The 24,991-nt window shown below is 37.6% G+C and carries 24 protein-coding genes and 1 pseudogene; 7 read left to right on the forward strand and 18 right to left on the reverse strand.

Features of this window, described 5'->3' with window-relative positions:
• The first annotated feature begins 129 nt into the window (after positions 1 to 129).
• Positions 130 to 1,485, forward strand: coding sequence for a lysine-sensitive aspartokinase 3 (gene lysC / locus CKF58_RS02045; RefSeq protein WP_119530342.1), 1,356 nt, complete (start codon positions 130 to 132; stop codon positions 1,483 to 1,485).
• An 82-nt stretch (positions 1,486 to 1,567) separates the two neighbouring features.
• Positions 1,568 to 2,257 (forward strand): CDP-diacylglycerol--glycerol-3-phosphate 3-phosphatidyltransferase, encoded by a 690-nt coding sequence (gene pgsA, locus CKF58_RS02050; RefSeq protein ID WP_119530344.1) that lies wholly within the window; start codon positions 1,568 to 1,570, stop codon positions 2,255 to 2,257.
• 154 nt (positions 2,258 to 2,411) lie between these two features.
• Here the strand turns inward: pgsA and CKF58_RS02055 are convergent, their stop codons facing one another.
• The 3 genes and pseudogenes from CKF58_RS02055 to CKF58_RS02065 all read right to left on the reverse strand — a co-directional run.
• Complete coding sequence (locus tag CKF58_RS02055) at positions 2,412 to 3,806, reverse strand: efflux transporter outer membrane subunit (RefSeq protein ID WP_119530346.1); 1,395 nt, start codon at positions 3,804 to 3,806, stop codon at positions 2,412 to 2,414.
• Positions 3,807 to 3,830: 24 nt separating this feature from the next.
• A complete protein-coding gene (locus CKF58_RS02060; RefSeq protein ID WP_119530348.1) occupies positions 3,831 to 4,955 on the reverse strand; it encodes an ABC transporter permease in 1,125 nt (374 codons plus the stop codon).
• Positions 4,956 to 5,789: pseudogene (locus tag CKF58_RS02065) on the reverse strand (ABC transporter permease); the annotation flags it as partial. It abuts the gene before it with no gap.
• 248 nt (positions 5,790 to 6,037) lie between these two features.
• On the opposite strand from CKF58_RS02065, the gene CKF58_RS02070 reads away from it, so the two are divergent.
• The 5 genes from CKF58_RS02070 (at position 6,038) to CKF58_RS02090 (ending at position 9,013) form a co-directional block, all read left to right on the forward strand.
• A complete protein-coding gene (locus tag CKF58_RS02070; RefSeq protein WP_222987660.1) occupies positions 6,038 to 6,313 on the forward strand; it encodes a hypothetical protein in 276 nt (91 codons plus the stop codon).
• Between the two features lie 6 nt (positions 6,314 to 6,319).
• Positions 6,320 to 7,192 (forward strand): nucleoside/nucleotide kinase family protein, encoded by an 873-nt coding sequence (locus CKF58_RS02075; RefSeq protein WP_119530354.1) that lies wholly within the window; start codon positions 6,320 to 6,322, stop codon positions 7,190 to 7,192.
• A gap of 80 nt (positions 7,193 to 7,272) precedes the next feature.
• A complete protein-coding gene (locus CKF58_RS02080) occupies positions 7,273 to 7,782 on the forward strand; it encodes a Panacea domain-containing protein (RefSeq protein WP_119530356.1) in 510 nt (169 codons plus the stop codon).
• 341 nt (positions 7,783 to 8,123) lie between these two features.
• Positions 8,124 to 8,657 carry an ImmA/IrrE family metallo-endopeptidase gene (locus CKF58_RS02085; RefSeq protein WP_119530358.1) on the forward strand — a complete coding sequence of 178 codons (534 nt, stop codon included), beginning with the start codon at positions 8,124 to 8,126 and terminating at the stop codon, positions 8,655 to 8,657.
• Positions 8,658 to 8,671: 14 nt separating this feature from the next.
• Positions 8,672 to 9,013 (forward strand): hypothetical protein, encoded by a 342-nt coding sequence (locus CKF58_RS02090; protein WP_119530360.1) that lies wholly within the window; start codon positions 8,672 to 8,674, stop codon positions 9,011 to 9,013.
• Between the two features lie 49 nt (positions 9,014 to 9,062).
• Here CKF58_RS02090 and CKF58_RS02095 read toward each other — a convergent pair whose 3' ends face one another.
• The 15 genes from CKF58_RS02095 to CKF58_RS02165 form a co-directional block, all read right to left on the reverse strand.
• A complete protein-coding gene (locus CKF58_RS02095; protein WP_119530362.1) occupies positions 9,063 to 9,758 on the reverse strand; it encodes a hypothetical protein in 696 nt (231 codons plus the stop codon).
• An 11-nt stretch (positions 9,759 to 9,769) separates the two neighbouring features.
• Positions 9,770 to 10,528 (reverse strand): gp53-like domain-containing protein, encoded by a 759-nt coding sequence (locus CKF58_RS02100; protein WP_119530364.1) that lies wholly within the window; start codon positions 10,526 to 10,528, stop codon positions 9,770 to 9,772.
• 9 nt (positions 10,529 to 10,537) lie between these two features.
• Positions 10,538 to 15,193 (reverse strand): phage tail protein, encoded by a 4,656-nt coding sequence (locus CKF58_RS02105; protein ID WP_119530366.1) that lies wholly within the window; start codon positions 15,191 to 15,193, stop codon positions 10,538 to 10,540.
• 2 nt (positions 15,194 to 15,195) lie between these two features.
• On the reverse strand, positions 15,196 to 16,380 hold the full coding sequence (locus CKF58_RS02110) for a tail assembly protein (protein ID WP_147397190.1): 1,185 nt from the start codon (positions 16,378 to 16,380) through the stop codon (positions 15,196 to 15,198).
• Complete coding sequence (locus CKF58_RS02115; RefSeq protein ID WP_119530370.1) at positions 16,322 to 16,726, reverse strand: Mov34/MPN/PAD-1 family protein; 405 nt, start codon at positions 16,724 to 16,726, stop codon at positions 16,322 to 16,324. Before CKF58_RS02115 ends, CKF58_RS02110 begins: the two co-directional genes overlap by 59 nt.
• Positions 16,707 to 17,072: a hypothetical protein gene (locus tag CKF58_RS02120; protein ID WP_147397191.1), complete on the reverse strand. Its 366-nt coding sequence runs from the start codon at positions 17,070 to 17,072 to the stop codon at positions 16,707 to 16,709. Before CKF58_RS02120 ends, CKF58_RS02115 begins: the two co-directional genes overlap by 20 nt.
• Positions 17,073 to 17,289: 217 nt before the next feature.
• Positions 17,290 to 17,646 (reverse strand): hypothetical protein, encoded by a 357-nt coding sequence (locus CKF58_RS02125; protein ID WP_119530374.1) that lies wholly within the window; start codon positions 17,644 to 17,646, stop codon positions 17,290 to 17,292.
• Between the two features lie 72 nt (positions 17,647 to 17,718).
• On the reverse strand, positions 17,719 to 21,522 hold the full coding sequence (locus tag CKF58_RS02130) for a tape measure protein (protein ID WP_119530376.1): 3,804 nt from the start codon (positions 21,520 to 21,522) through the stop codon (positions 17,719 to 17,721).
• Positions 21,509 to 21,778, reverse strand: coding sequence for a hypothetical protein (locus tag CKF58_RS02135; protein ID WP_119530378.1), 270 nt, complete (start codon positions 21,776 to 21,778; stop codon positions 21,509 to 21,511). Before CKF58_RS02135 ends, CKF58_RS02130 begins: the two co-directional genes overlap by 14 nt.
• 89 nt (positions 21,779 to 21,867) lie before the next feature.
• Positions 21,868 to 22,203 (reverse strand): hypothetical protein, encoded by a 336-nt coding sequence (locus CKF58_RS02140; protein WP_119530380.1) that lies wholly within the window; start codon positions 22,201 to 22,203, stop codon positions 21,868 to 21,870.
• 21 nt (positions 22,204 to 22,224) lie between these two features.
• Positions 22,225 to 22,935 (reverse strand): hypothetical protein, encoded by a 711-nt coding sequence (locus CKF58_RS02145; RefSeq protein WP_119530382.1) that lies wholly within the window; start codon positions 22,933 to 22,935, stop codon positions 22,225 to 22,227.
• 10 nt (positions 22,936 to 22,945) lie between these two features.
• Positions 22,946 to 23,437 carry a hypothetical protein gene (locus CKF58_RS02150; protein WP_119530384.1) on the reverse strand — a complete coding sequence of 164 codons (492 nt, stop codon included), beginning with the start codon at positions 23,435 to 23,437 and terminating at the stop codon, positions 22,946 to 22,948.
• Positions 23,437 to 24,225, reverse strand: a complete 789-nt coding sequence (locus CKF58_RS02155) for a hypothetical protein (RefSeq protein ID WP_119530386.1) — start codon at positions 24,223 to 24,225, stop codon at positions 23,437 to 23,439. The genes CKF58_RS02150 and CKF58_RS02155 overlap by 1 nt, the downstream gene beginning before the upstream one ends.
• A 2-nt stretch (positions 24,226 to 24,227) precedes the next feature.
• Entirely contained in the window at positions 24,228 to 24,584 is a 357-nt protein-coding gene (locus CKF58_RS02160; protein ID WP_119530388.1) for a hypothetical protein, read from the reverse strand.
• 81 nt (positions 24,585 to 24,665) lie between these two features.
• Positions 24,666 to 24,989 (reverse strand): DUF2190 family protein, encoded by a 324-nt coding sequence (locus tag CKF58_RS02165; RefSeq protein WP_119530390.1) that lies wholly within the window; start codon positions 24,987 to 24,989, stop codon positions 24,666 to 24,668.
• Between the last annotated feature and the right edge of the window lie 2 nt (positions 24,990 to 24,991).

Consider the following 24,991-nt stretch of genomic DNA (forward strand, 5'->3'; position numbering starts at 1 on the left):
TAGTAATTCGGTTTATTTAAATATGCTATTTTTAAGTAAATTTTGCTAAGCCATTTCTTTACCAAATTTTCTTATTAACTTTAACCTGTAATTGTTTTAAACAATTAATTTATCCAGATATACACCATTATGTCACAAGACTATATCGTTGCGAAATTTGGCGGGACATCTGTTGCTGACTATGATGCAATGTTAAACTGTTTTAACATTATTAATGCAAACCCGCAAGTAAAAGTTGTAATTTTAAGTGCTTCTGCAGGCGTAACCAACCTTTTAGTAGAACTTGCAGCAGGTTGTGATAAGAATAAGCGTAAAGAATTATTAGAGAAAATTCGTTTAATTCAATTCAATATTATTAATCGCTTACAATTTCCAGAAGAAATTGCGAATAAAATTGAATCTTGTTTAAGACACATTACCAGCCTGTCTGAAGCAGCGAGTTTAGCAACTAATGAGGCTCTAGCAGCAGCTATTGTGGCTCATGGTGAGTTAATGTCAACTATGATCTTTACCCACTTATGTAAAGAACAAGGTTGCAAAGTTGAATATTTAGATGCACGTGAAGTTATCTATACAACTGGTAATTTCTCAGAAGCTACAGTTGATTTAGACGCTACTTTAGCTAATGCGCACAAAGTAACTTCTTTAATTGCCGACGGCACTACCAAAGTGATTACGCAAGGCTTTATCAGTAGTCAACTTGATGAAGGTAAAACTGCAGTTCTAGGTCGTGGTGGTTCTGATTATTCAGCTGCATTATTTGCTGAAATTATTAACGCTAAAGAGTGCCATATTTGGACAGACGTAGCAGGTATCTATACCACTGATCCACGTATTGTTGCAAATGCACAGCGCATTGAGCATATTAGCTTTAAAGAAGCAGCTGAAATGGCTATTTTCGGAGCTAAGGTTCTTCACCCTGCAACTATTTTACCGGCGGTTCGCTCAAATATCCCTGTATTTATTGGTAACAGTAAAAACCCTGATTTAGGTGGTACTTGGGTAACACAATCAGTAGATAACCCACCTTTATTCCGTGGTATTGCTTGTAAACGTAACCAATCTTTACTTACTATTTCTAGCTTAAAAATGTTAGGCACTTCAGGCTTTTTATCAAAAGTATTTAACATTTTTACTAAATACAATGTAGTAGTAGATTGTGTAACTACTTCAGAAGTGGCTATTGCCATTACCTTAGATCATAAACAAAATAAAGGTCAAGCTCTGTTAGAAAACCCAGCTCTAATTACCGAATTAGAAGAGTTAGGTAAAGTTAAAATCGAGCATGATTACAGTTTAATTGCTCTAATTGGTAATAATCTTACAGCCACTAAAGGTGTAGCTTCTGCGCTTGAAACTCTAGATTCTTACCCAATTCGTATGATTTGCCAAGGGGCAAGTGATCATAATATTTGCGTATTAGTAAAAGCTGATCAAGCTGATAATACGATCAAGAGTCTACACGCGGCTTTATTTGAAAAATAAGCCGTGCGAGCCACATTAAGTAGTAATAAACATCACTACCATTTAGTGTGATCATTAACTTTTAAGCCTAATTGGAATAAAAATGCGTATTACTCTTCCCACTTATTTTACTTTGTTCCGTCTGGTATTAATACCGCTTATGGTATTAGCTTACTTCTTGTTACCAGAAAGACCAAGTCATTTTTATACAGCGTTAATCTTTTTAATTGCTTCACTTACAGATTGGATTGATGGCTTTCTAGCACGTCGTTTAAATGCTATAAGTCATTTTGGACGTTTCTTAGATCCAGTAGCCGATAAATTATGTGTAAGTGTAGCTTTAGTTATTATCGTTTACGAATATACACATAATAGTTTTCATGAATATTCTGATGTATTAGTAACTATTGCTGCAATTATTATTTTATCGCGTGAAATTATCGTTTCTTCTTTAAGAGAATGGATGGCTGATTTAGGACAGTCTTCGAAAGTAGCAGTATCTTATTTAGGCAAAGTAAAAACAACTGCGCAAATGTTTGCAATTGTTTATTTACTCTGGCGTCCGAATAGATATTCACCAATTTACGAAGGCATGCACTGGATTGAATACTTAAGTATTGGTTTGGTGTGGTTAGCCGTAGTGTTAACTATTTGGTCAATGGTTGACTACCTTGTGATTGGTTATAAATCTCTAATTGAAGTAGAAAAATCTCAAGTCCAACAAGAAGCACAATTGGCACAAAAGCAATCCCAAGCGGCAAATGACAAAATCAACGATGACCCTAATGCATAATTTTTAGTTTAACTATATTTATTGCATGGTTATCAATTTTATTACGCATTTTTATCTAATGCCGATAAAACAATTAAGTAATTTTACTTAATTTAAGCATCAAAAAAAATCCCAAACTTTTCTTGATTTGCAAGAGAAGTTTGGGATTTTTTTATTACCAGCCACCGCCTAAAGCTTTGTACAGTGACAACATATTAATTGCTTGTTGTAATTGACTATTTAATAATTGGGTTTGATAGTTTAAGGAATCTATAATTGTATTTAGAACTTGATCTAGAGTTTTAGCTCCATATTGATACATTAATTTTGCATCAGTAACTTGCTTTTGTGCCAGCTTAACAGCTTGGGTTAAATTTTTACTTTGTTGCTCTAATGCGTACTGCATTTGGTAAGCATTATCAACATCAGCTAAAGCTTGAAGCAAGGTTTTATCATAGCTAATTAATGCTTGTTGTAAACGTGCATTAGCGGCATTGATATTCGCTTTAATCCGACCAGCTGTAAAAATAGGTAAACTGACACCTATACCACCGCTTGCTAGTGATCCTGTAAGGTAATCCATTTGATTAGACAATTGAATACGACCTAAAAAGCCACTAAAATCAATTGTAAAACGCGGATATAAATCTGCTTTAGCTGAAGCTAGTTTAGCTGCCGCCGCTTGCACTTGTTCATATGCCGCTTGTAAATCTGGACGACGATCTAATAAATCACTTGGTTGTCCAGCATAAGGAACAGCAGGTAAAGAAGCTAGAGAATTAGTTGTTAAATCGACGCTAAAGCTTTGTGGCACTTGTCCAGTGAGAATGGCTAAATTACGTACTTGGGTATCAACATTTGCTTGTAATACCTCTAATTGCGCTTGGGTAGCTGCAAGTTGTTTTTCTACTTGTTGCACCTCAAAGCTCGTAACTTTACCAGCTTGAAAACGACCTTGGACATAACTTAGAAGTTGTTTCAGACTTGCTACTTGTTGGCTCACAAGAGTTTTTTGTTGCTTATAAGCCTGAGCTGTAAAATACGCTTGAGCAATGTTAGCTGTAATTAAGAGCTGAGTACCATACATTTCTTGTTGTGTTTTTAACATTGTATGGTAAGCGGCATCTTTATCAGCAGTTTTTGCGCCAAAGATATCTAATTCCCAAGAAGCAGTAATTCCACCATATAAACCATAATTGGTTGTACTATCTGGAGTGTAATTTCCAGCTTCTACATTTGAACCTGCACCCATAGCCTTAGCACTAGCCCCTACTTGGGGACGGCGATTAGCTTTAGCTAGGTCGTAATTAGCTCCAATTTCATTTAGACAAGCTTTAGCAAGAGCTAAATCTTTATTATGTTCTAGACCTAAAGAAATAAGACGATTTAATTCAGGATTATGCCAATTTAACCACCAAGTGGCAAAATTAGTTATCGCTGAAGTATCACGTGTTTCTTTAGTTTGACTATAGCTTTGTGGGATAGCTACATCTGATTGAAGATTTACATTATTGGTACAAGCAGTAAGCAATACTGCTAAACCTATTGTACTTAATTGCCAAATTTTCATATTTATACTCGAGTTAATTTGCAATTAACCTTGTCGTGAAAGCATAGTTTTAAATTGCACTAATGTAATAGTTAAGAATACAGCTCCTAGAGCAGCTAATTTTACTAAGTGCAACCATACGATATGGATACCAGCGCCGCGGAATACGACATATTGGATAAATGAACCATAAATAGTTGTCGGTAAAAATTGACTAAAAAAGCGAGCTAGCTCTGGCATATTATCAACAGGTGCTGTCGAACCTGATAACAGGTACATAACCATATAAGCAGGGATACAGAGTAAAGCAAACTGAGGCATAGTTGGCGCAATAATGGCTAGTAAAATCCCTAAAGCTGAAATAGCAAATAAGAAAAATACAGCTCCCACCATAAATAACGGTATTTGCAGCATAGCAACTGGTAAGCCAAACACCATTTTTACCATAAAAATTAGTGAAAGAGTTGATACGACTAAAATCACTAAACTATTGGCAAAGATTTTAGCGCAAGCTATTTCAGAAGAACTCACGGGCATTACTAATAAATGCTCAATCGTACCACGTTCGCGTTCACGAATTACTGCTGCTCCGACCAGTAACAGAATTAAAAGGGTACTACTGCCAACTATTTGCATGGTACTCATTAACCAATCACTATAATAATTTGGATTGTAGAGTACATTAGTTACAATTTCGACCGGACTATTTACTGCATTGGTATGAAGAGCTTGAGCTATTTCTTGATTAAAAATTTGCGAAATATATGACGCTCCGACGCTAGCTTGTGTCATGGCTGTAGCGTCAATTAAAAGTTGGATTTGCGGTTTTAAACCTTTTAAAGTATCAGCTTCAAAATTTGGAGGAAAAACGATAACAAAAGTATATTTCCCCTTATCCATATTCTGATCTATTTGCTCAACACTTATAGACTCTACTTGTTTAAACGTAGGCTTAATTAAAGCATCTTGTAATTGATAAGTTAAAGCCGATTTATCATTATCTACTACACCAACCGAACCGTTTTTCATTTCAGTCGTAGGCATACTTGCAATGATATAAAGCGCAAGAGAAAATAGATGAATAATTAGAACGATTAAAACAAAATCCGAAAATAAACTACGCAGTTCCTTAACCGTGAGATAACCAACGTTTTTTAACCAACGTAACATTTATGGCTCCTGCTTTTTAAGGAAAAGATTTGCTAGAGTTAAATACACTAAGTAGATTATGCTAAGAGCTAAATAAGGTACTAAGAAAGAAGTAAAACTTAATGCTTTAGTAAAGCCACCTAAACTTATTTGTTGAAACCAAGCACCAGGGAATAAGTGAGCTAAAGTCGATAACCAAGTAGGTAATGATGAAGTTGGAGACATCATGCCTGAAAAGTTCATAGTTGGCACCATAAGGACAATGGCCGTTAAGAATAAACCTGCTACTTGCGTTTTAACAAAAGTCGAAACTAACATACCAAAACCTGTTGAAGCACAAATTGCAATCACTGCCCCTAACAGCATTGCTAAAAACGATCCTTTGACTGGTACACCAAAAACCAAAATTGCAATAAGCACTAAGACTAAATAAGCAACTAAAGATAAGAGTATGTAGGGGATTTGTTTACCTAAGAGAAATTGCATTTTACTTGCTAGACAACCATAAAGATTCATAATTGAACCTATTTCTTTTTCACGGACTATGCCTACAGCCATCATAATGCCGGGAATCATCATAATCGCTAGCATAATAATGCCTGGAGTAAGAGCATATACCGATTTGAAATCTTGGTTATACACAAAGCGCACAGCGAGTAAACTATTATTATCCGGAACTACAATCCCTTGGCTACGATAATAATCGCTAAAATATTGCGACATTAACCCACTAATCGAAGAACGTAAATTCTCGGCCACCGAAGGATAAGCACCATCAATGTAAAAACCAACGCTTGGCTGTCTGCCTTCGAGTAAATCACGACCATAATTAGGTGGTATTTCAATAACTAATTTTTACTCCAACCTAAAACAAGAAATAACCTATTGATATATCGTCGCAAAAATAAAATTTAGTAATTACCGAAAAGTATACTAGAGGTAAACAGAAAATAAGCGACTTAAAAATGATTATACAATTTTTTCTTGATAAATTTAAGTTAACTCCAGCTCTTGAACAGCTTGATTTACTACTTGTAGAGTTTACTGCATTGAGATGGGACACCTTAGACACTAAGAGATTAAGAGATTTATCAAGTCAAATTTTGTTTCTAATAGAACTGGAACACAATCCTCACTATGATTACTCAATTAAATTTAACGGATCATATTATGAGGTTACACCGCACGCTAAATTAACTAAAAAAGGTTTAAGCGAAGAGGTAATAGATTCATTATTTCAGGACTTCCTTTTCAGTAGTAAGATTAACGAAATTGAAGAATTAAGCAATGCTAATAACGAAGACGCTTTTGATTTTAATCGCTTATTCTTTGTTGTTAACAATATGGTGGAAAAACACTTTATTCAAAGCGTGGGGTAATTACATATGACTGTTAGATTTTTAATTATTGAAGGTGCTGATAGCACAGGTAAAACTACTTTAGCTAGGGAGTTAAAAAAATCTTTAGATAAAAGTATCGAAGTTGAGATTATCAATGATCTTAACCCTGTTCAAAAGCATTACTTCAGCACTTGGTTGGCGCGTTACGTGAAAGATGGTTGGATTAAAGAATTAGATCCTGTATCACAAGCGGCACTATTTGCAGTAGCTGCACGACAAAACAAGCTAGAGTATCCAAAAGATGGGGAGAATAAGCTCTTTATTCTTGATCGTTCGGTGATTAGCAGCTTGTTGTATGCCTCTGCAATGCTGTATAAAGATGACTTTTATAACTATCCTCCTTTTGCAGATATCTACGATGATATTAAGGAGATTACGTTAAATCATTTAAACGATGACGACGCAGATTTTGGGGAATTACACCGAACACTACGTTCGATTAGAACCACTTATTTCCCATTAACAAAAATTAACAATGAAGTAAAATTAACCGCTAGTGCTGTAATTTTCCATCGCGATCACGTTTATCCAAAAGACACTAGTGCAACAGATCCTTACGAAGATCCAAATATGCAACTTATTGTCAAGAGCTTTTATAGTTACTATTTACGTGGGCATAATTTAGTTGCTGAAACTAGTGTGGATAAAGAGGTCAAAAAGATTTTCGGGGGTAGAGCATTCTATGAACTTTCACAGAAATTACTACCATTTTTTAGGGTTGACGATGGTGTGAAATTTCCACTTGTAAAAACCCCGATCATTACTTCGTTTAACGGTCAGTTAGATGAGGATGTCCGCTTGTTAGTTCGTTTAATTGGGAGTAACGACTTCTGGCAAGCTGATAATTTTGTTAGCTAAATCATTATTATTTTTTCCTTGGTAGATAATGACATTGAACCCTAGAAATATCTAGGGTTTTTTATTTTAGGTAATTGCAGATGACTAAAAAATATTTCTTTGAAAACGTTGAAGATTTAATAGCGTACTTATACACAAAGGTGGACACTATTCCACCACTAAAATTACAAAAAGCTCTTTATTTCCTTTACGCATATTACAGTGCTATGTTTACAGCTCATGAGGAAAATAAAGATATCTCGGAGGTTACTTATAATTTACCTGCTGAACTTTTTCCAGCTAAGTTTCAAGCTTGGTATTACGGACCAGTAATTAACTCTGTGTATTTATTGCGTAAGTATAATGAGGATCATTTTAAGCAACTAGCTGATAAGTTTTCCGTGTATAAGCACTTTAGTAGTCCAGACCAAAAGCAAGTTAGGGGTTTTATTGATAAATTATTCAACACTGTGCTTAAATCGTCTGACTTTGGTTTAGTGGATCGTAGCCACGAAGATAAGGCTTGGAAAAATGCTTTTGCTAAGGGCCGTGCTAGGGAAATGGATAGTCAAGAAATTATTAAAGAATACGCTGTAAAATTCGCAAAATAATCTTTATAAATTGTTGTTTTCCCCGAAAATATGGTATAATAAACGTATCAAGAAATTGTTCTTGAAGATCTTTAACAATGAAATTAATGGTCGTTTTATTTAATCCTTTTTTGATAAAACGATTAATATTCCAATTTAACCAAAAAGAGGTAATCCTGATGAAAGGGGTTATTGCGTTCTTTCTGCTTAAAAGGGAGTATTGCCTCATCCTGTGCGTAAGTTTACACGGATCATACCATTGATTTCTCCTCGTTAATTTTCTTTAGTTAAATATAGGTGGTAGAGCTGAGCGTAAGTTTAGCTCTTTTTTTGTAAGTGTCTTATGTGAAACGGAGGTCAATATGTGTTCCGTGCGTAATAAAGCATCTAAATTAGCTAGTGACGTATTGACAAATTTTTGGGATGACGTTTTTCCAGTAGATCCTGTAGCTATATCAAGACGTTTCGGTATAGATGTATACTATGATGATTTACCTGAAGAAGTATCCGGTGCTTTAATTAAAACTGCTGAAATGGGTTTTCCTATAATTATGGTTGAAACAAGTGAACCTGGCGTAAGAAAACGTTTCACTGTAGCTCATGAGTTAGGTCATTACTTATACAATACTTTCATTTTAAAATTGGAAGATACTTACGAAAAATTTGATTTTAGAGGATTATTATCATCACAAGGTAATAACGAAGAAGAAATATTTGCTAATAGTTTTGCCGCTGCTTTATTAATGCCTGAGAAAGAAATCCGTAAAAAAGGTAAAAGTCTAAATCAAACTCAAATGCTAGAATTAGCTTCTCAATTTAATGTATCTTTAGAAGCGTTAACTTATAGACTGCAAAACTTAAATATTCAATATAACTTAACTTCAGGTAATGAGTAATACTAGTGAAATAAATGTCCGATCAAGAATTATCTAAACGCTTAGCCAAAAAGGCTACTGATCTAGTTAAGAACGAAAGCGAAAAAGCCCCTACAGATCTAGAACAAAAACGTACTATTAAATTAAAGAATGATAATTTCGAAATAGATATTCAATTAAAGAAAAAATACGCCATTGGATTAATTCTAGTCATGATTGTCCAATTGACTATTATGAACGGAGTATTTATTGCTGTAGGATTGCAGAAAATTAAGTATGAGCAGTACGCTCTCCATTTGTATATTTCAGGAACTCTTTTAGAATTATTTGGACTTGTTTTAATTGTTACGAAATATTTATTCAAGAATAATAGGTAAAGCTTAACCCCGTAATCAAATGATTGCGGGGTTTGGTCGTTAAATGCGTTTATTTTGCTCTCTGTTGCGTTTTTTCTTCTAATCCGATTCTATATACCTCAAGAATAAAATCAAGCTTAAAATTGCTCAATTCTTGCATTAAAAGAGAATATGCTTCATTGTCAGTTACGTCAATCTCAAGCACTCGTTTGTCGATATACGTTCTGAAATAGTAAGCTGCTTGAGCTAATTCGTTAACTCTAGCTTGCTCCTTTAAAATCTCTTCTACTTTATCTTCAATACTAACTTCATTGAGTAAGCAATATTTTTCTAATTCGGAGTTTGTTGGTAGGTTTCCTTTAGCATATAGCTCACATTCACGTAACAGTGTACGTGTAAATAATTGTTCAATAAACGTAAGACGATTAGCTTCGGCCTGTTCACTTACTAAGTTCATCGCTGCTTGATAACCTACAAAGCGTAATTCATTACGACGGTATGCTGTGTAAAGCTCTAGTTCTTCTTTGTCTTGAACAAATTCTTGTTTCTCTCTATCCCAGTGCGCAAAATCTTCTCCACCGAAAGGGTTAAAAACAATACTAGGATATCCCTTTTCATCAGGTTGAACGTCATCTTCGCGGTATTTGTAATAAGCGTAATCGTCAGCAGTTATTTTAACGCAATCTATTGTTGGGGCACGAAAGCCGTCAACTTCATATAATTCGTTAGTAACTGGGTCATACCAGTATGTGTAAGTTTCGCTCATCTTATAAATCCTTAATAGCCAATTGCTAACCAGTAAAAATAGCTCTTATTATTTGTTCTATAAGAGCAGAGGAAGTTAAAGCCCTCTTTGGGATTTAATTTGGTTGCTTGATCTACGTAGCAATCTGTTTTGCTCGAAGTGCTGTTTGCGATCCCTGTTAATTGTATATTTAATACTTGGTTTTCGAAAGCCTTAGTAAAGCTAACAGTGCCTTTCCATTCGTTTCGATTGACAATACCCATCTTAATAGTTAGTCCAGCAACCTTGAAACTCCATTGGTCATCAGCTCCATTTGATTTAGAACCTGATAACAACTCGGTGTTGCTGCTAGAGTAGTTTCTTGGGCTATTCTCGGCAAAAGTTAGTTGCGTAATAACCTTTTGAAAGAACTCCATAGTTACCAGTTGGTTAGGAGTTTTCCGTAAATCAGCACTATTAAGACCGTCTTGGTAAAGGATTAGATCGTTGTAATAATTACTTAATTCATGATTAGCCCCGCTATTACCTTGTCGTTGTTGGTAAATCTTTGCAAACGGGAAACCCTCCATATTGTAATCAGTCGACCAGATAGTTTTATTATCACTGCTAGCTGCTTTTGTAGCTCGACTTAGGGTTTTATCGTTTTGGTCAAAATATACTTGGCCGTTTACGTTATATTTTGCGTCATTAGCACGTAAGGTTAAAGCGTCGGTTACTGCACCTTGCCACGTATCAAAGACGTCTAGGGCGTCAGTGTCAGCTGTTATTTGGTCTTGTCTTCTTCTTGTCATTTAACTCTCTTATACTGCGTAGAAATTAATAGTAATATTAACAGCTGCCGCTACTGGATTACCGTTACTATCTCTGGTAATAACTTGGATAGCATTAGTTCCAGCAAGAACGGAGTCGTCATATATTACGTAAGCTTGCACGTTACTCGGATTAACTTTATCCACAGTAATATTATCTATATCAACGATATGGAGTTCTCTTTGGAAATATCCAATCCCCTTCTCGTTAGTACTAATTAGAGTGGAGAATTTTCTAAGCGTTTTATTAGGTAATCCTTGACGCAATTCTATCTCGGTAATATCGTAGATAAGTTCATTTAAATCCAGCTTTCCAGAGTAGTGCAAATCTATTTGCTTGGTTTTACTGTTAAAGTAGAGACCATTCGTTTTCTCGGTCCCTATGGTTACCTCCGTCATTTCTCCATTGATTTTGTTACCACGCAAAACAACACCTACCGCATTGTTTAGGATAATATTTTCGTTATTAGCAAGGTTAAAGCTTATAGCGTTGGTAATGGTATTTCCTTGTGCGATATCTTGTGGATCTCTCCAGCTTCGGTTGTTGGAAGATTTCTTACGATAAGTATTGACTAAATCACCGGTAAAGATTTCCTTATAGCTAAATAGTGGATCACTTACCACGCGGATACTGTCACCTGTATGGCGTAAATATGGGCGTCCACTGCCACCTTCTACTTTAATTTTGCTTAGAGGGATAGGGAAATTTGGTAAGTTATCAGCACTAGCTGCACCATTAGCAACCGTAATCGTTCTCTCATATGAGTACCACGCCCCTAGGATATTCATGTTGAAGAATTTTACCTTATGTTCACCGGCACTCAATTCGTTATATACTCTGGTATTGTTAGTCTTTCTTTCCTCTGGCTTCCCATCTAAAGAGAAGTTAAAGTAATGCCACTTCCAGCGCATTGGTTTCTTACCATCAAGGGCTTCAACCCATTCTTCAGGCTGAACTTTAGTGACGATTTCTAGAAATACACCAGTCCCATTTGTAATAACATTTCTTTCAGGAGTATAGGCATAATCGGATAAATTAAAATTATGATTAATCTCGTCTTCTCTGCCAATACAAGAGGTTGTAATCACTTCTATCTTTGGGTTAGCTGGGACTTTTTTAAGTTCTCTTATTCTGTACAAACTTTCGGTTAAAGCAACCTGTACGCTTTCATTACCAGATGAAGCGACTTCACTTGCTGTTCCGTAAACTTCTCCATGGATTTTGAAAGTGACAAGGGTGTATTTTTTGATGGCTGTATGTATTCGGTACTTATCTTCCGGTTCTTGGTTAACAGAGCTAACACCAGCGCTCGTTGTAAAGTCTAACCGTATTAAATTAGGGTTTGTATTATGAAAGAAGACTTTTACGTCAGGGTTTTTATGACTAGAAGTGTAAATGCTAGCACGTGTAACACCGTAACCGTTGGCTTTATACGCTTGTACGTGGACGTTGTCCAAAGCGCTACTCGTAAGTGGTATCACTTTTATAAATAGGTCGCGATAGTATTTACCAGAGCCAAAAACGCCACCTGTATTCACCAACAGCTTATCTTGTAGCTTTAACTTTTTAATTTGAGCTTCGTTTAGGGTGAACCTAATATTACTAGGTCTTCCGGTATAGTTAAACACCACAATGTCATCTGTGTTACCTGTTATTAACTCTGATTTATCGTTTTTAAGAGCTTCTTCGTCAGCACTTAATAGTAATCTAAATCCTTTTATATTACTAGCGTTTTTAACGTCACTATAATCCACGATCATGCTGATTGGCATGCTGGTTCTAGTTGCGTCATCGTTTACCGTAATTCTAGATATGCGTGGCTTACTTGGCTTAATATTATCCAGATTTAATTGTAAACGTTGACTAAGGAAATCTGCTTGATCGATGATACCGTTAATAATTGGAAAAACTAATACTTCAATATCTTCTGTTTTAGTGTCTACTTCTAAGAAATAATAAGCTTCCCTATCTTCCACCGTTTTTGAGAAAAGAATGTTATCACCGCTGGCACTTCTTACGACCACGTTATAATTTATATGGGCGTTATGACTTGGATCGTCCCATTTAATCTCAAGAACAGGTTTTTCGCTAGTTATTTTATGAGTTACTTTTAAGTTTCTTAATTGGCTTAATTTAGTGTATAAGGTTGACGGAGTATGCTCTACGCTAAATAAGCCAGAACCTTTTTTATTAACGCCATCGCTAATCGCAAATTTATCTGGAGAATACTTTTGCGCACTAAATGCAATTTTCCGGTCGCTGCTAATGCTCTTATCCGTTATTCTAAATAACTCTGGCTCGAAATCATTATTAAACAACGTATAAGATTGCCCAGGTTGAGGTGTAAAATTATTTTCTCCAACGCCAACTGTAACGTAATATTCCGTTAACTTGGTAACCTTGTTGGTTTGACTTTTTAAAGTTAAGTTTGAGTAGAGTACTAAACCAAGATCAGAATTTACCAGAAACTGTAATTGCTTAAGCTTAAATAGCTCTGGATCAACGATATCTAGAAATACGTTGCAAGTTTTACCAGATACGCTAACGTGACTAACTCTACCATTCGTTTTCATATTACTCACTGCATAATCGGAAATCCGGACAACGTCACCTAGCTCTACTTCTAACGCGTCATAGCTAGCATTGAAAGATATAGTGCTCGTTTCGAACTTCTCAACTGCTAATAAGAACCTACCATACCGTGCGGCTTGTTCTTCGCTTGTACAGCCCGCTAGAGTAACCTTTTTCTCGGCACGGTAGTCACTAGCATGCTGTAGGTCGTTAACGTATACTGTGTTAGATTTATAGTTGTTATTAGGGTCAGTAAAGCTAACTCCAATCCGCTTATTTCTCGTTCTAAGTGCCGATCCATTGCGATTGAACTCACCACCTATCACGTTGGCATTGGAAAAGAGGTACACTGCTTCCTGCGGGCGTTCAATAATCATCTTTAACCCGTCGTCGGTATTGATAACGTTTGCCCTACAAGTTGCGGCGATATTCTTAATTAGCTTAAAGGCTGACGTCGATTTATTTATCACGCCGTTATATGCCCATCTAGGCTCACCATTTACCAATTCGTCACAATATTTCCCACAGTTATAAAAGCTGTATTTATCGATTTTCTCAACAGGTAATTGTGCTCCCAAGCCAATGTAATAATCCGTTAAAAGATCGTAAATTATCCAGGCTGGGTTGTTACAGTAGCTTAGTTCTTTCTTAAATTCCCCGTCCCAATCACCCTCGTAAGTGCGTGTCCAAGGATTGTAATTGCTAGGGATTTTAATCTTACGTCCGTAAATCTCGAACTTACGCTCGTATTCTTTATCCGTTCCACCGGTATTGTCCCATGCACTTGCAACGTAGGCATAGCCAGGATATACCGGACTACTGTCAGCAATGCCGATTGCTCGCGAAAATGATAGGTCGTTCACCTTGTTATCATCATCTAAAATCTCACTGTTAGTTCTGCTTACCGTAATAGTTACCGGAAAAGTTTCATCTGCTCCAAGCCGATAAGTATAGGGAAATTCCTTATCATTAGACCACTTTCCGGAAATTGTCTGCGTACCTAAATCCCTAACTACAGTTCCTCCGTTACTTAATGTAACCTCAAAAACTACTTTAACGTCAATAGTAGCATCTGTCAATTGAGGAACGCTTAGAACAGCTTGTACGTATGTACAATCCGGAAAGTTAACTACTGCTGTGATTGGCGTGCTTTTGGTTACTGTGCGGTTAACTTGCTGGGCAATGCTTGGAAAGTAGCTTAAATCACTAGCAGATTGTACAGCTTCTCCCTCACGAAAATCCGCTTGAACATTAGCTACCATTCTCGTGCCATTGGTTTTGGAAATGTAAGGCGTGTCATTGTAGAAAACCGATGTCATGCCATCAACTAGCCCGTGGATTGGTCCTACGCTGATAATATCTACCACACGTTCAACTTGTCGTAATGTACGCCCGCCGTTTGGTAGCTTAGTTTCCGGAAGAATAGCAAAGCCCGCATTTTTACCAGTAAAACTAACAGTTGTCCCGTTAGGTGGGTAAATACTTGCGTTTCTTATTAACTTGTTTAACTTACTTTCTTGTGACACGTATTTAGCAATGGTTTTACCACCAATAGAGTAAAGGATTTTAAGGTAAGTTAAGAGGTCATTGAGGATCTTATCTAGGCTTTTTTGATTGCGATCCAAGAAGTTATTACGGTAGTAGTCTAAAAGCGCGGTATCGATGACAGTACTATTTAATGCTTTAACCCACGGAAAGAATGTGCTAAAAACGTACAATTCGCGTGGAGTGTATTTTTCAATACTTGCGGTTAGTGCAATAACGTCTGGACGCTTGTTAAAGGCAGCCTGTGCGTCGGCTACTCCCTTATTAATCATATATTGCACGCAATCAATAAAGGCTTTCCCATACTCTTGGAAGTATGTATGACCGAAGTTTTGCTTAAGATATTCGATGGCAGATACTTCCGAAAAGGAAAACAGATCATCTAATTTCTTAACGTATTCTTGAGATAATCTTGCGATGGTGTTGTACTGGGAAACGCTATTACCAAATAAGCTCGACGGTGGGTAATTAGCGATTTCAGCCGCTAGTCGTTGCTCTTGTTGATTAGTAATTAATTGCAGTTCTTGCATGGTTATAAAGTGCCTCCAGCTGCAGTAAATGCTGCTTTTGCTTTTTCAAAAGTAGTGCCAGATTTACCATCTTGGTTCATGTAGAAGTATAGTTGCGCTTTAGCCATTTCGCAGAACAGCTTAGCTAATTTATACTCCTTTTCATTTGCCAGATTGTATTGGATGAAAAGCTTTGATCTTAATCCTGTGAAAGGTTTTAGTTTCACGTATCTTGTACGACGCACGATGGAAGTTCCTACAGTCATTTTTTCGGCAGGTCTTAAAGGGTTACGTATTTGTTTCGTTTCATGAGATTGTCCACTCCAGACCTCATAATGCTCTTTATGGAAATAGTACGTTACGTTCGCTGGCAAATCATAAGGCTGTTCGTAAATAAATCTATGACGGTAACCGTTGGAGTCATAGTCACTCATTTCCTCGGTTGTGCCCTTAGAAAAAGAGATTTCCCAATCTTCCGGATAAATATCCATTAGCTGCTTTAAACGAGTATTGGAAAGGGATTGCTGTTCGGTTAATGCCTTAAAATTGCTTATTACTTTAGATTGTGCGCTAATAGCATTTTCAAGGGTTTCCCATGTAATATCATCTCGCTCCTCGTTAGCACTGCGGGCAGTAATGTTTTGTTCTAGGCTAATTAACCGATCTTCCATGGTAACGATGTTTCCACTGTGAATACTCTTTGAAAATACGATTGACCCCACTTTCATTCTGCCGTACACAATTGGTACTGGTGAGCCATCTGCGTAGGTATTCTTCAAATTTGAACCGAAAGCATTCTTCCCGCTACCATCATCTTCGTCCACGTCATTGGTATTGGAGTCTGTACCTTTTTTCTGCAAACCAATGAGCTTCTTAACGCCACGAACCACGTTGCGGATTACCTTAGCCACGCCAGAGAAGACTTTCTTAATCGCTTTAAAGAATGCAGCAGTATAAACAGGCACAAGTAGTAGCTCATCTTCAGGTTTGAAAATGTATGCCGCAATGTCAAATTCTTCCAGATTTAATAACTCACCATTCAAGTAGTAAGCAAAAGTAATCCCAGCTAGCTGCATACGCTTAATTTCGCTTTTAATGCCATACGTATGGCACTCTAATGCTTCGGGTATTTCACTTAATCTCGTGATCTTAATATCGTACACACTGCGGTACTTTTTCGCTAAATGCCCGTAAAGGATCACTTTCATAGTCTACTCCGTCATGGTAAAGATAAGTTGGTTCTGGATTATTTGCTAAAAAGAGCAACCATGGATATGGGCTAAATTGTATCTGTGCCAAATCTTGCTCGGAGAATGCCATTTCCGACGTTTTTGTATGTGAGTGGACTAATCCCACCAGCGTATCATTTAAAACGCTTTCTAGATACCTCTCCGCGTTAAAAATGGCATTCTTTTCATTTCCCCCGTCTTCCAACTCATAAAAAATCACGTTTCCATTCTCTTTGACTAAAATTCCAGCAATTTCTTTTTCTGGATCTTTGTCTGCAACTTCTTGAATTAGTTTTGCTGTTGCACTACTTATCTTTAACTTCACCTAGTACTCCTCCGTATCTTGAGCTATTACCCAACTTTTGACAGTTCTTATAAGTTTTATCACAAGTAGAGGTGGCTCCGGCATAGCCACAGTAACGATCACCTAAGGAAAACGGGCATAATTGGCGCGCTTCAAAGGGTGGTAAGTTTCTGTCCAGATCATTTATACCAACTAACTCTAGCACTAGTTTTTCGGCACTATAATCGCTTAAAGCTGAAATTAAATAGCTCTTATTGATGACCGGACTTACGATACTTAGATCGCTCTTGTAAATCATCATAATCTGCACCTTACCACCGATGAAGTCATCATGACGTGCGATGATAGGTGCTAAACGGTTGTCCACGTTGCTAATTTCCAGTTTACTTTTGCTGGACGTCCCTAAATCCGTGCTTAATTTGTTGAACTTGACATTTAGTGGAAAATATGTTATCCCCTGATACTTAAACCCCTCTTCCGACGGATTATACGGGGTAACGTGCAGGTTTAAGTCCTCGTATTTACGGCTATCACTACTTACCATAAAGCGAAACTGGATTGAGTATAAGAATATGCTTGCCGTACTATCCAAAGTAACGAACCTCCCCTACCTTAAACGTAATATTTGCTTTTTTGCTGTTATCCTGCGTAACAGTTGGCACACCATTCAATACGACCGTATAATCGCGGCTTACTCCATTGATATTGGTTGGCATGATAAAGGGTTTCCCGCTGTTCATGTGGTTAAGCAAAAATTGCGCCATTTGGTTAATAACTTCTGGGGTATTCTCGTACTTCAGGTTCAAATTAACTCGTGCTCCGTGTGGATCTTTGCAATAAACCTCGGTATATCCCCACCCGTATTCAATGGTTTGTAAAACTTCGTCATAGGTTACCTGTACACCGATAGGCGTGTACCACTCAAAACGTTCTAAAGCCATACTATGCTCCAAGAGTGTAACAGTTAAACATTCGTTTAACTGTTACAGCATTGAAATTACTTTATGTTTTTTTTAATCTTCTTTATTAGCTTCCCACTCGGCAATTTGCGCCGTAACTTCAGCTCTTACTTTCTCTTCAATGATTACGTCGATCGATCCGTCAGATCCAGTACGCGCAGAGACTTCAGCACCAGCATAATTGTAAATATTGATTACTTGTTGCAAGCCTCCAGTTCTGTTAGTCACGCTTTCTTTTGTGCCAAAATCTACTTGCTGATTGTTTAGTTTATCTAAGAAATCAACCCCGTATTTTGCAGTAGCACCTGCGTTAAGAACGTACTCTTGACCGTGTACCACACCAGCCACTTGATTAGTGCCTACATTACCGGTGTAACCACCTGATGAGAAACCGAACATACCAAAGCCACCAGAGACACCGCCACCTCCGGATTTACCGCCACCACCGCCAAATACACCAGCCGCTTGAGCCCCTAAGTTAATCATAGAAGCAACTGCAGTACCGGACCCCGGTACGATTGCGTTCATTGTGGCAAGAAGTGCAAACATTAAAGCCGCTTTAACTAGCATAATCGCGATATTTTGGAGGAAAGATTTCATTAATTTCTTAATTGAACCTTGTCCAGTTACTACCATTTTTGCAATGCCATCAGCAACGCTGTTAAATCCACTTACTACTGTTTGACGAAAGTTATTCATTGTTGGCATTGCACTCTGGATGCATTGAGTAAGTAGATTTACTTGCCCTTGGTTTTTCTGATTAGCTTGGTCTTGTAAAGCCCACATTTGCTCGTAACTACGGCGTAATTGCTCGGCTTGAGCTTCGTCCAGTCCCATTAGCTGCTCTTTTAACAATACTTCACGCTCGTACTGTAATAGCTTTTGCTCTCTTACTTCTGCGTCTTCATATTGCAGTTCAAGCTCTAGTTGTAAACGCTCAATAGTCTGGTCATTCTCTTGGATTTGCTTAGCTGCTTCAGTAGCCGCAGTAATTTGGTCTAATTGTGCTGCCTGTTGTTGTAAAGCTTCAATTTGCGCTTGTGAAAGATTACGGTAACCCTCAATTCCTTGTTGGATCTTTAAGTTTACCTGCTCTAAATGCGTGAACTGCGTACGACCGGTAGTAATCAATAACTCGTATTGAGCTCTAGCTTGTTCAATGCTGTTTTTAAGCTCTTGCATATTCTGCTTGAACTTATCAACACCGCCACCTCCACCTGATGATACTTTTGGTAATGCCACAGATTGAGCAGGAGATTGGATATTAGGTTTTGCCGCACTTTCTTCAGCTTGTTGCTGCTTAATTTGCTTTAATTGCTTTTCAGCATCAGAGATATTACTCTTAGTTGCATTAATCTTTTTATCGATATCACTTATACGCTTTTCAGCCATATCGGCGTGCGCCATATACATCGAACCATAGGTTGAAGCCATACCTGCGTCGATATCTTTTCTTAAGCGCTCACGCTCTCGTTGCAACTCTCTTAACGCTGCTTTTTGTTTAGTAACGTAGTTTTCAGCTGCTTGTTGCTGTTCTGCTAGGGATTTAGTGGTATCTGCAGCAAATTTTTGCACTTCACCGTTTAAGCTTTTCCATTTTTCCCAGATTGTCATTATCCCTTTTACTAGGAACTGGATAGCTTCCACAATACCCCAAACTATTAAGCCTACGACCGTGCTCTTGAAGATCATATCAACGGCTTTCCAAGCAGCACCAGCAGCCACAATAGCACCAGTTAAAATACGGTTGGCCGTAGCACTCGCAATGGATGCCACTTTTTGTCTTGCTAAGGCTAGGTTAAACTGTTTTGCTTGCGTTGCTGCTGCCATAAATGCGGCTTTAACCCGCTCTGCACTTGCAGCCATACCGCCAAGCGTTTGCATTAAATTTAACGTTTTATAACCAGCAAAAACCACAAGGGCGTATTTAGCAACAGTTGCTAAGGTATCAAAATTATTAGCTAAAACACTTATCCCTTGCGCAATCTTGGACGAAAACTGGTCGTGCTCACCAACCCATTTAGTAAATTTATTTTTTAAGTCAGTTAAAGCAGCAGTTACACTTAAGCCTAATTTGTTATAGGTAGCGTCAGTAACTTGTGCGGCGTTTTGTAAGGCGCGAACAATATCTTCGGTAGTTAAATTACCGTCGTTAGCATACTGCTTTAACTTAGCGCTCGTCATGCCTAAACCTTTGGCAATAGCGTCAACTAAACCAGGCGTTTGTTCGGCTACAGAGTTAAAGTCTTGACCGCTTAGCTTACCTTTACTTAGGGCTTGAGAGAATTGCACCATTGAGTTCTTGGTAGCTTCTGCGGACGAACCACCGATAGCAATAGCTTTAGTCATAGTTGTAGTAAGAGATATTAGCTCTTTTTGACTTAAGCCTAAATCAGTGGTTGATTTGCGCAGTGTAGCGTACGCATTAGTGGTAGCTTCAATAGGTTGTTTAGATTGTTCAGCTACTCCAAATAGCTCATTTAGCAAGTCCGTAGCATCCTCTGCTGGATCTTTGATAAGCGTTAGTTGGGTAGTTAAATCAGAGTACGAAAAAGCTGCTTCTTTTACGGTTTGAAAGCTAAAATTAATGGCGAAAATACTAGCAAGGCGTCCTAACATCCCACTTAAACTACCCGTTATACTATTAGTTCGCTCTAAGCTTTGGTTAGTGTTCTCAACTTCCTTACCAGCTTTACGACTTTCCTCGCCTAATTTCCCAGTTTCCTCGCTTGCTTTCTTGCTTTTACGTGCTAGTTCTTCTAGCGTGCGGCTTAATTTCTCATTAGCAGTAGAGAGTTCTTTTGAAGCACGACTTAATTTAGCTGCTTCTTGTTGTGCTTTGAGTACACCGTTAATTACACGTCCTAAACTCGTGCTTAAAGCACCCGCTTGGTTAAAATACTTAATGAGAGTATCTAATTCTGCTCGTACGGTTTTAATCGTAGGTGCTAAGGCTTTAAATGAGCCATTTACTCGTCCCATGAGAGAGGTAAACGTAGGAGCATATTTAGCTGTTGCAGCAAAAGAACGCCCTAGGGTTTCTAATTTAACTGAACTAATATTTGCGTCAAGAGCCTTAGAGCTTTTTCTTGCTAGGTCTTCCATGGCTCGACCAAGCTTTTCCACGTTAACAGTTAAATCCTTAGCCGCACCATTAAGCTTAGTTGATTCTTGCTGGGCTTTCAGGATACTGCCCACAATCTTGCCCATATTGGCACTTAAAGAACCAGTTTGAGCGAAAACTTTTAGTACATCTAGTAGCTCTTTACTAACGTTCTTTACTACTGGCGTTAGACTGTTAAAAGCAGCAGTTACTTGTGCTATACCGGATTTAAATCCAGGTGCTGATTGCTCTACAGAGGAGAATGCCTTACCAATACTCTCGATTTTGGCGATATTACCCTTAGAGATTGGGACGTCGATCTTACTAGCTGCATTTTTAGCATTCTTTTGCAGTGTACTTAGTACGCCTAAAACTTCGTTTACTGAAAGAATACTTTTGTGTAAATCAGAGTATGAAGTAGATAATCTTTTAGTGACGTCACCACCTTGTCCGACCACAGTCGTGTACTTCGCAAAAGAATTGGTCATTGTATCTACCCGTTGTGAGAATTGACCTGAAAAGGTAGATAATCCCTCTAAAGTTTTCTTTTGCGAACCGGATAATGCCCCGAACTTCTTAAATTCATTTGAAGCGTCAGTTACACCTTTACCGAACTTTTTTAAGTAGGTAGTAGCATTACCAACAGCTTCAACCTGATTAACTAAAGTTTGAAAGGATTTAATCGCGTTATTAGTTTGCGTTATTGCACTTTGTGCGTCTAAATTTAACTTAAAACTAAAATCAGAGGTTGCCATTAGATTGTGCCCCTTTATTGTGTACTTGCTTGTTACGGATAAATAATTTATCGAACTCGTCAACTAACTCTACTTTAGTGTCAGCTGTGATAGGTTTACTATCATCTTTTTGTAACCATGGATAATACTCTTTGAGATCGAACTTATATTTACGCGTATCGTAAGTTTGTACATGCTGTAGTTGGAACAGTTTTGCAAAGGCAAATTCTAAAAAATCACCCCCGACAGGTTTTGAAGAGCAATAGGAGTTAAGCATAAGTATATCCTCCATAGGCATTCTTCTCACTTCTTCGGGGGTTTTGTGTAATAGAATCGCTAGTTCACAAATCTGAACATCGACGGGGCTTAATTCTTTTGCCCATTTGCTTCGTCAGTCGCATTACTTGGTAGCACAACAGCAATGAGATCATTAGCTAATTGCACATCTAGGTTCTGTAATAAATCCAAAGCGTTGGTATAGCCAATAGGCTCACCGTCAGCACTTAATACGCAATTGCCTAGTAAAACAGCCATTGCATCCGTGTATGCTGTGCTATTTTTGTTAATCTTCCCTTGGAAAGAGAGAACGTCATTTAAGCTCGGTTTAAAGAATTTAACTGGGATCGTATCACCCTTAAACGTAAGCTCTGCTTCTTTAATTTCTCGCGATTTAGCTAATTGGAAAAGATCTAATACTGCCATGCTATAGGTATCCTATTGTTTTTATGCTTTTGTGTTTAAAGTAATATCAGCGTCGTTAGCTTTAATTGTGTATTCACGTTTTAAAGCCTCACTTTCAGTACCAAAGGTTGCACCACTAAGTTTGGTTACTGTGCCAAAGTAATATTCAATAGCACCGTTAATAACGTGTCTTAATACGAACTCGTCTTTGTTTAAACGGTATTTCTCAAGAAGTTTAAATTGCTCTTTATCTGGGGCATTAAACACTGTTAAAGTGATATCCCCATACGTTGGTTGACCCGGAACTGTTTGTGGTGATTGGTCGGTAGTAGAGGTAACTTCGATTTCGTTATACGAAACGTCAGGAGTTTTAATTTCGGTTGCATAGTCAATGTAATCAGCGAACTCTACAACTCTAATTTTTGCACCTGTTAGGGTTAAAGTAGTTTGCCCGTCATCGCTTTCAAACTCGGTTTTTTGGCGTGTATCTGCGATTTTAATCTCTTTTTGATTAGCAGCAACAGCTTCCACAACCCAGTAACCATTCAGCGATGGAGTAGCATTTTCTACCTTAATTACTGAACCTTTTAACAGAGCAGTAGTTACGTTATTGGTAAGAATGAACTTTTTATCAGTGTAGTTTACTGACGCTAAAGCTTGTTCGTTACCTAGCCCTTTTTGCAGGTATAAACGTGAGGCTTTGGTTAAGTCATACGTATTACCCGTTTTTGTTTTTACAGAGTTTACTGCCATGGATTAGTCCTTAATATTTGCTCACTGTGTACTGTGTTATTACTACTAGTTGATCGTACGCACTCGTATTATCTTCAGTTGAAACAGAGACACGATCAAGTTTAACGTTATACGTAGCTCCGGTTAAATCAAGACCTAAAAGCTCTTTAGTACGATTAATTAGATCTTCATTTTCAACCGTTACTTTCATAGGTTCGCGTAAAAGATTAACTAAGCACTCACAATAAAGAGGTAAATTAACGTCACCATCTTTCTTTCTAATCTCAAGTTTAAAAAGAGCTTCTAGGTTCATTTCCTCAATAGTGCCAATAGTTGTACTTAGCTGTGGCTGTAAATTAGTAATTTTAGTTGATAAGATATAAGGAGCTTGCTTAGGATCGGTTAAACGTTCTAATCGTGTAGAACTTGCACATTTAACAGATACGCCTTTGTCTCCCAATTTCTCGATAAACTTATCACAGATATACTCAGTATATTCTTCAAAAATAGATAAAAAGATCACTATTTCTTACCCTTAATTCTATCCGTTAAAATTTTAGCTATTAATGGACGATATTTAGGTTTGCGCTTATTTACTGTATATGAGAAAATTCTAAACGCTTTAGCTACCATATCGCTAGCGTCAACCACAGCAGGATAAACACCTGGACGGATAGCCATTTTATTCTTGTAAATAGAGTTACCAGCGTATGCTTTAGGTTTATCTTGGAAGAAATACATAGCGTTGGCAATCTTTTGACTATTGTCATGATTTGCAAACCAATCCCGGTACTTCGTGCCTTTAGGAATAGCTGGGAAACCACGGTTTACGATATACGTCTTAGCCCCTAAACTCGGGTAATTAATCGTGACACGTAGGTGGAAATCATTTTCCCCTTTCTTATTTTTGTAGTTATGGTAGGTCATCTTAGTTACGCGCTTATCATTACGGAATAATCTACGTACTGTTTCAACCTTACCAGTCAAAGTCATACCTGTAGAAGAGAACCTAACGTCCCTAAATGGGTTATATTTACTTGCGTAATCCTTATCAGAGTATCGTTTTTTTAACGCGGCATTTAAGCGTGCCCAAGCGTTTTTATCGATTTGCGAAGAGGTCAAAGGTAAAGTACGCTTATAACCACTACTCAAAACCTTATTCACTTGATACGACCACAAGTTTACCGTGATTGGGATTAGCAGTTGCGCAGTTTCACGAAAACCCTCTTTACTAAAGACTTTGGTCTTCAGTTTATCGATAAGATTTTTAGCTGCCTCAATCTCTTTACTGTCGATTAGTTTGTTCTTCATAACTACGCTCGTTGAAAATATAAGTATACGTTCGGACGGATATACTTAAAGTCAGTTAAAGAATATTCATCGTCAGTAGCACCATATTGCATGGTATAAATAAGCTCATCTTCTTTACTATCAGCTAAATATTCTAAAGTTAAGCCAGCATTCTCTAAATTAGTCAATAACGTCTTTACTACAAGACCTTCAGTAACTGGTGTTGACGATAAAAAGTCTCCGCGTCCACCCTGAACGTCCTTATTGCTACGTACGCAAGCTTTGATTAATTCACCGTTAATACGCACATCTTGCCAGAAGTACTTCTCACGTAATTCGTAGAATTTACAATTTTGCGCTAATTCGTCAAATAGAGCCATTTTTTTGCTTAACCTATATAATTGCCCCGCCACGCAAATAAAACGCTTATACGGGGCTTATACGTGTAAATTTAGGGGTGTTTATTTAAGAAGTAATAGTAAAGTACGACCTGTGCCGGTTTTTGGTGGGATAGCCCACACTTGTCCAGCGTATTTGTTACCTGTTTCAGTAGTAGTTACTTGACCGTTATTTTGTAAGTAAACTTTAGCACCTAAGGTAAAAGAGTCACCGTCTTTACATGGCACTTCGTAAACTCCGCTTAAGTTAATGGTTACTACTTCACCTTTAACTGCATCAGTCTCTGCAACTCCAACAAACTCACCAGCTGCAACCAATTGTCCATTACTTACCGCTTTTTCGGCAACCCAGTTTAATTGCGTACCTAATAAAATTTTATTAGCCATAA

This window comes from Psittacicella hinzii, from assembly GCF_003585935.1.
Classification (GTDB): Bacteria; Pseudomonadota; Gammaproteobacteria; order Enterobacterales; family Psittacicellaceae; genus Psittacicella; species Psittacicella hinzii.

Excerpts from the sequence above, each read along its gene's own strand:
- lysC (WP_119530342.1), top strand. The coding sequence starts at position 130 with ATGTCACAAGACTATATCGTTGCGAAATTTGGCGGGACATCTGTTGCT.
- pgsA (WP_119530344.1), top strand. The coding sequence starts at position 1,568 with ATGCGTATTACTCTTCCCACTTATTTTACTTTGTTCCGTCTGGTATTA.
- CKF58_RS02055 (WP_119530346.1), bottom strand. The coding sequence starts at position 3,806 with ATGAAAATTTGGCAATTAAGTACAATAGGTTTAGCAGTATTGCTTACT.
- CKF58_RS02060 (WP_119530348.1), bottom strand. The coding sequence starts at position 4,955 with ATGTTACGTTGGTTAAAAAACGTTGGTTATCTCACGGTTAAGGAACTG.
- CKF58_RS02075 (WP_119530354.1), top strand. The coding sequence starts at position 6,320 with ATGACTGTTAGATTTTTAATTATTGAAGGTGCTGATAGCACAGGTAAA.
- CKF58_RS02080 (WP_119530356.1), top strand. The coding sequence starts at position 7,273 with ATGACTAAAAAATATTTCTTTGAAAACGTTGAAGATTTAATAGCGTAC.
- CKF58_RS02085 (WP_119530358.1), top strand. The coding sequence starts at position 8,124 with ATGTGTTCCGTGCGTAATAAAGCATCTAAATTAGCTAGTGACGTATTG.
- CKF58_RS02090 (WP_119530360.1), top strand. The coding sequence starts at position 8,672 with ATGTCCGATCAAGAATTATCTAAACGCTTAGCCAAAAAGGCTACTGAT.
- CKF58_RS02095 (WP_119530362.1), bottom strand. The coding sequence starts at position 9,758 with ATGAGCGAAACTTACACATACTGGTATGACCCAGTTACTAACGAATTA.
- CKF58_RS02100 (WP_119530364.1), bottom strand. The coding sequence starts at position 10,528 with ATGACAAGAAGAAGACAAGACCAAATAACAGCTGACACTGACGCCCTA.
- CKF58_RS02105 (WP_119530366.1), bottom strand. The coding sequence starts at position 15,193 with ATGCAAGAACTGCAATTAATTACTAATCAACAAGAGCAACGACTAGCG.
- CKF58_RS02110 (WP_147397190.1), bottom strand. The coding sequence starts at position 16,380 with ATGAAAGTGATCCTTTACGGGCATTTAGCGAAAAAGTACCGCAGTGTG.
- CKF58_RS02125 (WP_119530374.1), bottom strand. The coding sequence starts at position 17,646 with ATGGCTTTAGAACGTTTTGAGTGGTACACGCCTATCGGTGTACAGGTA.
- CKF58_RS02130 (WP_119530376.1), bottom strand. The coding sequence starts at position 21,522 with ATGGCAACCTCTGATTTTAGTTTTAAGTTAAATTTAGACGCACAAAGT.
- CKF58_RS02135 (WP_119530378.1), bottom strand. The coding sequence starts at position 21,778 with ATGCTTAACTCCTATTGCTCTTCAAAACCTGTCGGGGGTGATTTTTTA.
- CKF58_RS02140 (WP_119530380.1), bottom strand. The coding sequence starts at position 22,203 with ATGGCAGTATTAGATCTTTTCCAATTAGCTAAATCGCGAGAAATTAAA.
- CKF58_RS02145 (WP_119530382.1), bottom strand. The coding sequence starts at position 22,935 with ATGGCAGTAAACTCTGTAAAAACAAAAACGGGTAATACGTATGACTTA.
- CKF58_RS02155 (WP_119530386.1), bottom strand. The coding sequence starts at position 24,225 with ATGAAGAACAAACTAATCGACAGTAAAGAGATTGAGGCAGCTAAAAAT.
- CKF58_RS02160 (WP_119530388.1), bottom strand. The coding sequence starts at position 24,584 with ATGGCTCTATTTGACGAATTAGCGCAAAATTGTAAATTCTACGAATTA.
- CKF58_RS02165 (WP_119530390.1), bottom strand. The coding sequence starts at position 24,989 with ATGGCTAATAAAATTTTATTAGGTACGCAATTAAACTGGGTTGCCGAA.